The sequence below is a fragment of the Kytococcus sp. HMSC28H12 genome (assembly GCF_001816045.1).
Taxonomy (GTDB): domain Bacteria; phylum Actinomycetota; class Actinomycetes; order Actinomycetales; family Dermatophilaceae; genus Kytococcus; species Kytococcus schroeteri.
This window is the reverse complement of the sequence record NZ_KV824583.1, coordinates 1-1,967: the sequence shown is the minus strand read 5'-3', so window position 1 is coordinate 1,967 and position 1,967 is coordinate 1. Positions and strand designations below refer to the sequence as shown.

The following is a 1,967-nucleotide window of genomic DNA, read 5'->3' as shown; positions in this document are numbered from 1 at the left end:
AGACGCCCTGCATGCCGCGGACGGCCCAGCGGTAGGCGCGGTCGCGCAGGTCGCCGGCCACGGGCACGTCCTGCACCCCGGCCACGTGGCCCTCGTAGGTGAGCAGTCCGCGCAGCGCGATGCCGGGCTCGGCCACCACGCGGCGCGCGGCGCGTTCCACCGCCTGCGGCCCGTGCAGGGGCGAGCGGCGGGGGCCGATGGTGACGGGCCCCTTGCGCAGGGAGACGTCGGCCTCGAGCACCACCTGCACGGTCTCGCGGCCACCGGTGCGGGCGCGGGCCTCGGCGATCGCGGCGAGGTGGGCGGGGTCGTCGACGGTCAGGGTGATGGCCGCGGCGAGGTCGGGTTCGCAGACCAGGGCGTCCAGGCCGGCGGCGTCCACCGTCGGGTAGGCCACGAGCAGGTCGTCGGTGGTGCCCACCCGGGCCAGCCAGATGGCCTCGGGCAGCGTGAAGGCGAGCACGCCTTCCACGCCACGGTGGGCCAGGGCGCGCTCGACCACGGCCCGCACGCGGATGCTCTTGCTCGCCACGCGCAGCGGCATGCCGTCGGCCGCCTCCACGAGTCGGTCCAGGTTGCGGTCCACCGCATCGAGGGACACCGCGGCCACCGGCGCGGGCAGGTGCGCGGTGGCGGCGTCGAGGCGTGGCCAGGGGGTGGTGTCGTGCGCCCGGGGGTCCATGCCGAGAACCTAACCTCCGCGGTGACGCGCAGCACACACGCCGCGCGGGGATGTCGGTACACGACGTCACGCCTAGGCTGGGGGCATGGTCGACCTCTCCCCCACCGCCCGCCACACGCTGCACGACGGCACCACCCTTCCCTTGGTGGGTTTCGGCACCTACGAGCTCACCGGCGCCGAGGGCGTCACGGCCGTGCGCCACGCCCTGGACGCCGGCTACCGACTGCTCGACACGGCCGTCTCCTACCGCAACGAGACCGAGGTGGGTCGCGCCGTGGCTGCCAGCGGCCTGGACCGTGAGGAGGTCGCGCTCGTGACCAAGGTGCCCGGCCGGCGCCACCGCAGCGCCGTGGAGTGCGTGGAGGAGTCCCTGCGCCGCCTGGGCACCGACCACCTCGACCTCGTGCTGGTCCACTGGCCCAACCCCTCGCAGGGCGAGTACGAGTACGCCTGGGACGGCCTGGTGCAGGCCCGCGAGCGGGGCCTGACCCGCAGCATCGGGGTCTCGAACTTCCACCCCCACCACCTGGACCGGGTCATCCGCTCGGTGGGCGTCACCCCGGCGGTCAACCAGGTGGAGGTCCACCCCTCGTTCAGCCAGGCCGGCCTGCTGGCCGAGAACGCCCGCCGCGGCATCCTCACGCAGGCGTGGAGCCCGCTGGGCAAGCGCCAGCCGCGCTACACCGACACCGCCGTGGCGGCACCGGCCGAGCGGTTGGGCGTCACCCCGGCGCAGGTGGTGCTGCGCTGGCACCTGCAGCGCGGGGTGCTGCCCCTGCCCAAGTCGGCCACGCCGGAGCGCCAGCGGGAGAACCTCGACCTGTTCGGGTTCTCCCTGTCCGACGACGAGGTGGCCGCCATCACCGACCTCACGCGGCCGGACGGTCGCCTGTTCGGCGGGGACCCCGACCACCACGAGGAGCGCTGACCGGCACCCGGTCGGCATCGGCCACGCGGGGCTCGCCGCGGCGCACGAACCACAGCACCACGCCGACGGCCACCATCACCAGGCCGCCGACGAGACTGGTGGCCGGGAGGCTCGCCACGAGCACGACGCAGCCGACCAGGCCCACCACCGGCACCACCCACCCGGCGCGCCACTCGTCGCGCAGCGTGAACGCCGCGGCGTTGGCCACCGCGTAGTAGAGCAGCACGCCCACGCCGGAGAAGCCGATGGCGCCGCGCAGGTCGAGCAGCAGCACCAGCAGCACCACCGCACCGGCCACCGCGAGGGCGGCCACGCGCGGCACCCGCTCGCCGGTGGAGGCGGTGGCGGTGACGCCCA

2 protein-coding genes and 1 pseudogene are annotated in these 1,967 nt (G+C 75.2%); 1 reads left to right on the top strand and 2 read right to left on the bottom strand.

The features are described from left to right. Positions 1-682 (bottom strand): alanine racemase (locus HMPREF3099_RS09165; protein ID WP_202816735.1); only part of this gene is annotated, 682 nt, incomplete at its 3' end. A gap of 85 nt (positions 683-767) precedes the next feature. Between HMPREF3099_RS09165 and HMPREF3099_RS09160 the strand changes: the two genes are divergently transcribed. Continuing rightward, positions 768-1,610, top strand: coding sequence for an aldo/keto reductase (locus tag HMPREF3099_RS09160; protein ID WP_070705677.1), 843 nt, complete (start codon positions 768-770; stop codon positions 1,608-1,610). On the opposite strand, the pseudogene HMPREF3099_RS13035 reads toward HMPREF3099_RS09160, so the two are convergent. After that, positions 1,552-1,967 (bottom strand): annotated as a pseudogene (locus HMPREF3099_RS13035) (hypothetical protein); the annotation flags it as partial. The gene HMPREF3099_RS09160 and the pseudogene HMPREF3099_RS13035 sit on opposite strands and share 59 nt — an antisense overlap.

Excerpts from the sequence above, each read along its gene's own strand:
- HMPREF3099_RS09160 (WP_070705677.1), top strand. The coding sequence starts at position 768 with ATGGTCGACCTCTCCCCCACCGCCCGCCACACGCTGCACGACGGCACC.